Genomic DNA, 7,146 nt, shown 5'->3' on the forward strand with positions numbered 1-7,146 from the left:
CCGCCACACGATCTTATCCAGGAGAGCCATTGGGATGAGACGCTGATCCAGCTTTACAGCTTTTCTAAAACTTTCAGTCTCACGGGCTATCGCATCGGTGCGGTATCAGCCAGCGCCCGGGTCATTGATGCCGTGGCTAAGGTGATGGACACGGTGCAGATTTGCACACCGCGTATTTCCCAGGATGCGGCACTGTTTGGGCTCAAGCACTCCTGGCCCTGGGTGGCGGAGAAACGGGCTTTGCTCGCCGGACGAGAAAACGCCATGAAGCGCGTTTTTCGTGAAAACGAGCTGGGCTATGAACTGATTTCCGCGGGTGGCTATTTTGCCTACATCCGCCACCCCTTCGAGCTACAGAGCGCTCGGGAGGTTGCGCGACGTCTTGCCGATGAACAGAACATCCTGTGTTTACCGGGGAGTTTCTTCGGGCCGGGACAGGAACGCTTTCTGCGCTTTGCCTTTGCCAATATTGAAGAGTCGGATATGGAGGAGCTGGCTGCGCGGCTCCAGACGAGCGCGGCGCAGGCATCCTAATATGGTGTGTTGACTAAAGCTGCCCGCGAATCGGCAGTAGACGCGACAGGTTGGCCAAAAGGCGCGTCCACCAACTCACCTCCGGCTCTTTGTTGAGCACTTCAACAACGCCGCCCGCCTTCCGGGCGTGCCAACGCAGCGCGCCGTCCTCCAGAAACACTTCGTAGGCGTTTTTATCCAGCGCGCCATACATGCCGTCGGCGAAGGCGCCGGCAAACTCCTTATTATCGATCAGAACCCCCATTTCCGTGTTCAGGTTTGCCGAACGAGGATCCCAGTTAAAGGACCCGATAAACAAATAGCGCCGGTCTACCACAAAGGCTTTGCCGTGGAGCTTACTTTTGGCCTCAGACACTTCAGATGCTTTAGTGCCCTCCATCACAATATCGCCCCGGAGCTCAAAGAACCTTACGCCCTTGCAAAGAAGCGGTTTACGGGCGGGGGCATAGCCCCCGTGGACCACAATGTGGTCGTTAGCAGCGAGGCCATTGGTTAAAACATCTATCTGTACGCCCCGCTGGGCAATCTCCGACAGCCATTCAATACCCGCCTTGCGGGGCACAAAATAAGGAGATAGCACAAAGAGCTCCTGGGTCGCATTTCCTGCTACCTGTCCCAGGGAGTAGCTCAGCTTTTCTTCCGGCAAAGACTCCCTCGACAGGGCCTTTTGCGGATTGTCATACACCAACTTGTAAGGCGACCAAAAATACTCATCGGCGTGGAGCTCCGACATAGCCACCGCACGGTCTTCAACCAGCATGGCGTAGGGAGACCCTGCGAGCTCTTGAGAGGTTTCCTTGAGGGCTGAACGCAAGGCCTCAAGGCTCAGCGATTCTGTGTCGGGAGCAGCGAGGTGGTCGAAGGGAGTGCTATAGCGGTCGTTCCAATAGCGGTCAAACATAGCCGATGCATCTCTCGCTACGGTACCCACCGCCGCCGTGTCTACATCACCGAAGTTATAGGCAGGATTCGCCGCAAAATATTCCGCCGCCATGTTCCTGCCGCCGAGGATCAGCAACTCCTGGTCAGCAATGAGTGTCTTGTTGTGCATGCGTCTCGACAGGCGATTCAGGTCCCAGGCATCCAGCCCCCGGGCATTGCGGTTGGCAAAGGGGTTAAACAAACGGAGCTCAAGATTGGGGTGACTGTTGAGCGGTGCCAGTTGATGCTCAATGTTTCGAGTGCCAATATCGTCAATCAGTAGTCGTACGCGGACACCGCGATCTGCCGCTTTGAGGAGCGCCTCAAAAAACACCGCACCAATGGGGTCATTCCCTACCAGATAGTACTGAACATCGAGGGCTTCCTCAGCAAGACCGATGAGCAGCAGTCGTGCAGAGAGCGCATCAACACCCGGCAATAGCGGAGCAAACCCTGACTGGGGGTGACGAGCCTCCCTCAGGGGCCCCAGTGCTCTGCCCAAACGGGTGTCGCTGGTATCCAGGTTTGCATAGCTCGCCTCTTTGGGCTGCTCAAAGTCGACTGTTGAACAGGCGCCAAGCATCGTCGCGCCAAAAATCACAGCGAATAACACCACTGAGCGCATTCCAAACTCCTTTAGCAAAAGCACCGTTTTTGTTCCTGCAGACTTATAGTACTATCCGCTGCGTGCTGAGACTCACATCCACAAAAGTTAGGCCCCACTGGGCAACGGCCATCGCGCTGGTGCTGTTTATTGGCATGCAGGTAGCCCTTGCGGGGCATTTGCACGCCGACGACTGCCCCATCAGCGAGTGCTCGGTATGTCAGTTTGAGCACGATCAGTCGGCACCGTCTGCACAGTTCGACGCCGCCCATGCCCAGGTTGCCGGAACCAACGCAGCACAACCGCCGCTGAGCTTCGCGCCTCTGAGCCTCCGTTACCGCCTCAATGCACGAGGCCCCCCGCTCCTCTCCTGAAGAAGATTGAACACATATTCTTTTTTTAGGAGAGACGCATGAAGCGCACTATTCTTGCGGCCTGCATTGGCGCCGCCAGCCAGGCCATGGCACAAACACCCGACACACGCCTCGAGCACGTGCTCGTTACCGTTCCCATTCACAAAAAAGCCGCGGAGACTGCATTACCAGTCACGGTGCTCAGCGGCGCCGAGCTGCGACGCCTTGCCTCCAGTACCCTCGGCGAGACCCTGGGAGACAAACCCGGCATCTCTAATTCCTCCTTCGGCCCGGGTGTCGGCAGACCAGTAATCAGAGGCCAGGGGGGTCCCCGTACCGTCAACCTCACCAACGCCATCGCCGCGGCCGACGTATCCAGCCTCAGCCCCGACCACGCGGTAAGTATCGAGCCCATGCTGGCGGAATCTGTCGAGGTACTTCGAGGCCCCTCTACCCTGCTCTATGGCGGCGGCGCCATTGGCGGTGTCATCAACACCATCGACAACCGCATCCCCGCCAAGCGCATTGACGGCATACAGGGTGCCGTTGAATACCGCTACGACGACGCCCCGGAAATGAATACCGGCGTATTGAAGCTTGAAGGCGGTGCTGGTGACTTTGCTTTCCATGTAAGCGGCACCTTTCGTGACTTTGATGACATGAGCATCCCTGGCCTGGCCATCGATGAAGAAGCGGTGGAGATGCAGGAGGAACTCCTCGGTGGCCACGATGAGGAGCACGAGGGCGAAGAGCACGCTCACGAAGAGGAAGAGTTCGAAAACTCCGATGGTTTTATCGCCAATACCAACGGCGACTCCGACGTCCTTAACATTGGCGGTAGTTATCACTTCGGCGAACGGGATTTCGTCGGCTTCTCCTACAACAGCTTCGAGACCAATTACGGCATCCCTCCCGGCGCGCACGCGCACGGCCATGAGGAGGGCCCTGAAGGCGAGGAGCTCGGGGGCGAAGAGAATCTACAGGAGGAGGAAGCAGAAATTATCCGCATCGACCTTCAGCAGGAGCGTTACGACACCCAGTTGCATATGCACGACCTGGCCCCCGGATTCATTGATGTGGCTCGCGCCTATCTGACCTACACCGACTACGAGCACGTGGAGCTCGAAGGCGTAGAGATCGGCACGCAATTTAGTCGTGAGACCTACGAGGGACGTCTGGAGCTTGTCCGTGAGGGCGACAACCACGGTGTTTTCGGCGTGCAGTTCAAAGGGGACGAGTTCTCGGCGGTGGGTGAAGAAGCCTACGTTCCGGAAACGGACTCCGTCGAATGGGGTGGTTTTTACGTTCAGGATTTTCACGCGGGGGACTGGCAGTTTGAGGCCGGTGGTCGCTTGGATTACGTCGAACGTGATCCTGCCACGGGGTTTGAAGAAGACTTCACCAGTTACAGCCTCTCAGGCTCAGCGCTCTACCCGATCAACGAAAGCCTGAGTCTTGGGATATCCGTATCCAGATCGGAGCGTGCCCCATCCACCGAAGAGCTGTTCTCCAATTTGAATAATTCTGGCGAGGGACTGGTGACGCATGCGGCCACCGGCATTATTGAGATCGGCGACCCCAATCTGGATACTGAGGTTTCTTTAAACGGCGACCTCTCGCTCACCTGGCAGGGAGCGACATCCTTTGCGGAACTGACCTTTTTCTACAACACTTTTAGCGACTACATCTTCCTGCTGAACACGGGCGGTGAGGTAGTTGAGACGCCAATTTACGAGTACAAGCAGGACGATGCGGACTTTCACGGCGTTGAGTTTGAATCAAGCTTTGACCTGGCAACCCTGGCGGGCGGCAATCTCGCGCTTGGCGTTTTTGGCGACATGATTACCGGCGAGTTTGACACGGCCGGTGACGTGCCTCGCCTGCCGCCCATGCGCATTGGCAGCGAGCTCTCTTGGCGCTCAGACTCCCTGGGCGCCTATGTGCGGGTTCTGAACGCCAGTGATCAGGACAATCCCGGTGATTTTGAGACGGAGACCGACGGCTACACGCGTTGGGATGCGGGCATTGACTACAACATGCAGTTCACCGGCGGCACTGAGCTCCTTGCTTTCCTCAAGCTCAAAAACCTCACCGATGAGGAAATCCGTCTGAGCACGTCCTTCCTGCGTAATTTCGCTCCCCAGGCCGGGGAGAGTTTTGAAGCGGGTGTGCGGCTTACCTTCTGAATGTAACCATAAAGGCTCTCCCCCTGCCTGGGGGGAGCGCTTTTCAGCTGAGTACCGATGCTTGCCTGACAGAACTCGACAGTCGCCTGTCCTTCAGAAAACGTAACAAGCATCTTTCACCGGTATCCTACGAGTAGCATCTCCACCAAAACGGCTAGCGCGTGTCTGGAGAATCGGTGGACCCTCACTACCTCCTGTTTGCCCGCTTGAGTACACTCAATACTCGCGGCGCCTGGGCAGCGTTTCCTGTTAAAAGTCGCCCCGGGACTTTATCTTCAAGAACCCACACTGAGACCTAGAACACCGTGAACCAGAGCCAAGCGACTTCCTTGAATCTTCGCGTGTATTTTTACACTTTCTTCGAGGATCTACGCGGATCACTAGTCGACCTGTCGGTAATCGTCGGCATCATCGCCTTCTATCAGTTCGCTATTCTACGAACGGTGCCCGACGACCTGCCCACCATGTTCATCGGTCTGATGCTGGTTGCCGTTGGACTGGCGCTGTTCCTGCGTGGCTTGGAACTGGGCATCTTCCCCCTGGGCGAAGACCTGTCCCAGCGCCTCGCCAGGCTCAGTACCCGCACCTGGATACTGGTCTTCGCTTTTGTCATCGGCTTTGCTACCACCGTTGCCGAGCCGGCACTGATCGCCATCGCCAACAAGGCGGCAGTTATCAGCCAGGGTGGCATCGACGCCCTGACGCTGCGCCTGGTTGTCGCATTCTCCGTGGGCCTGGCAATCGTGCTTGGGGTTGTGCGCATCATTCTGGATCACCCGATCCACTGGTACATCATCACGGGTTACTGCCTGGTGCTACTGGCAACGCTGTTCTCACCCGTGGAGATCGTCGGCCTGGCCTATGACTCGGGCGGCATCACCACTTCAACCGTTACGGTGCCGCTGATCGCGGCGCTCGGTATCGGGCTTTCGACCACGCTCAAGGCACGCAACCCTCTGATTGATGGGTTTGGCCTGATCGCTTTCGCTAGCGTCATGCCCATGATTTTCGTGCAGGGTTACGGCATATACGCCTATGGCAGCGGCGCCACGGGCGCAGAACCGGTACTTCTGGAAGCGGCCGAGGGGGCCACGACCGTCGGCTACTGTGCCTATATGGAGACCCTGCTGTCCAGCATCCGCGATGTCACGCCGGTAGCGCTGGTTATTCTATTCTTCTATTTCTTTGTACTACGCCACCCCATCGCACACTTCGGTATCCGGGCAGGCGGGTTTGGACTGGTCGTACTCGGTCTCTACCTCTTTGTTATCGGCCTGGAACTGGGCCTGTTCCCCATCGGCGAGAGCCTGGCCATCGAACTAGCGGGCAGTGGCAGCCTGCTACTGGTTTATAGCTTTGCGTTCCTCGTGGGCTTTGCGACCACCATCGCAGAGCCGGCGCTGACCGCTATCGCAGGCAAGGCCGAAGAGATCAGCGAGGGCTCTATCAAGGGCTCCCTGCTGCGAGTTTTCGTGGCCGTGGGGGTGGGTGTGGGCATACTGCTGGGTGCCTTCCGCATCGTGCAGGGCGACTCCATCGTCTACTACATTCTGTCAGGGTACGTCGTGGTGATCATCATGACGTTCTTTGCTCCCCGCACGATCATTCCCATCGCCTATGACAGTGGCGGCGTCACAACCAGCACCATCACGGTGCCCATTGTGGCCGCGCTGGGCCTAGGTCTGGCGACCAGCATCCCCGGGCGTGATCCACTCATCGACGGCTTTGGTCTCATCGCCTTCGCCAGCCTTTTTCCGATGATCACGGTGCTGGGCTACGGCATCAGCAAACGCGAGACAATCCGTTTCCACGAGCGACGCATCCTGCGCATGGAACAGGAAGTGTTCTCCAAGGTCAGCCAGCACGTAGACGCGGGCCTTAGTGACAACGTTGACCTTGACGGCGACGGCATTGGTGATACGGCCTACATCAACTCCCTGCCACTGCCCAAGCGCAGCATCATCACTATTACGGGTGACAGCGGCTCTGGTGTCACTACCGTGACCGCCCTGCTCGCCGACTCTCTGGACTACCGCAAGTTCAACGCAGGCGGCCTCTTCAGGAACCTGGCTCAGGAGTACGACATGAGCCTGGGCAAGCTCGATCAGTTCATCGAGTCCAACCGCGCCATTGACCGGGAGATCGACACGCTGGTACGGCGCCTGGGCCAGGGTAGCGAACTGGTGCTGGCGGCGCGGCTGGGGTTTTACTGGATTCACGAAAGCTTCTCGGTCTACCTCAGGGTCAACCCCGAGACATCGGCCAAACGGGTGTACGAAGACGTGGTTTCGGGGCGCAGGACCGAAGAGCATGCCGAGAGCGTGCTCGAGATCGCAGAGAATATCGAGCGCCGCTTTGAATCTACCAAGGCACGCTACCTGCGCGACTACGGCATTGATATCAGCAACACACGGAACTTTGATCTGGTGATTGATACCACCGACAGAAGCCCCGAAGAGATCGTCGCGGAGATTCGCACCAAGTACAAAGCCTGGCGAGCAGGCTGAAACGGAAGGACTTGAAACAGTGCCAAAAAATGGCGGAGCGG

5 protein-coding genes are annotated in these 7,146 nt (G+C 57.7%); 4 read left to right on the top strand and 1 reads right to left on the bottom strand.

Features of this window, described 5'->3' with window-relative positions; all coding sequences use genetic code 11:
• On the top strand, positions 1 to 534 hold a 534-nt coding region (locus ACTG3T_RS04870; RefSeq protein WP_439101141.1), incomplete at its 5' end, for an aminotransferase class I/II-fold pyridoxal phosphate-dependent enzyme.
• A gap of 13 nt (positions 535 to 547) precedes the next feature.
• Here the strand turns inward: ACTG3T_RS04870 and ACTG3T_RS04875 are convergent.
• Positions 548 to 2,080, bottom strand: a complete 1,533-nt coding sequence (locus ACTG3T_RS04875) for a phospholipase D family protein (protein ID WP_439101142.1) — start codon at positions 2,078 to 2,080, stop codon at positions 548 to 550.
• A 62-nt stretch (positions 2,081 to 2,142) separates the two neighbouring features.
• Here ACTG3T_RS04875 and ACTG3T_RS04880 point away from each other — a divergent pair, with 62 nt between their 5' ends.
• The 3 genes from ACTG3T_RS04880 to ACTG3T_RS04890 all read left to right on the top strand — a co-directional run bounded on the left by ACTG3T_RS04880 (position 2,143) and on the right by ACTG3T_RS04890 (position 7,105).
• Entirely contained in the window at positions 2,143 to 2,433 is a 291-nt protein-coding gene (locus ACTG3T_RS04880) for a hypothetical protein (RefSeq protein WP_439101143.1), read from the top strand.
• Positions 2,434 to 2,471: 38 nt separating this feature from the next.
• Positions 2,472 to 4,598 carry a TonB-dependent receptor gene (locus ACTG3T_RS04885; protein WP_439101144.1) on the top strand — a complete coding sequence of 709 codons (2,127 nt, stop codon included), beginning with the start codon at positions 2,472 to 2,474 and terminating at the stop codon, positions 4,596 to 4,598.
• Between the two features lie 305 nt (positions 4,599 to 4,903).
• The gene (locus ACTG3T_RS04890) at positions 4,904 to 7,105 is read left to right on the top strand and encodes a DUF1538 family protein (protein WP_439101145.1); all 2,202 of its coding nucleotides are present in this window, start codon (positions 4,904 to 4,906) and stop codon (positions 7,103 to 7,105) included.
• The last annotated feature ends 41 nt before the right edge of the window (positions 7,106 to 7,146 follow it).

Origin of the sequence: Congregibacter sp., assembly GCF_965660375.1 — a bacterium.
Taxonomy (GTDB): Bacteria; Pseudomonadota; Gammaproteobacteria; order Pseudomonadales; family Halieaceae; genus Congregibacter.

Coding starts and splice junctions, on each gene's coding strand:
- ACTG3T_RS04885 (WP_439101144.1), top strand. CDS start 2,472: ATGAAGCGCACTATTCTTGCGGCCTGCATTGGCGCCGCCAGCCAGGCC.
- ACTG3T_RS04875 (WP_439101142.1), bottom strand. CDS start 2,080: ATGCGCTCAGTGGTGTTATTCGCTGTGATTTTTGGCGCGACGATGCTT.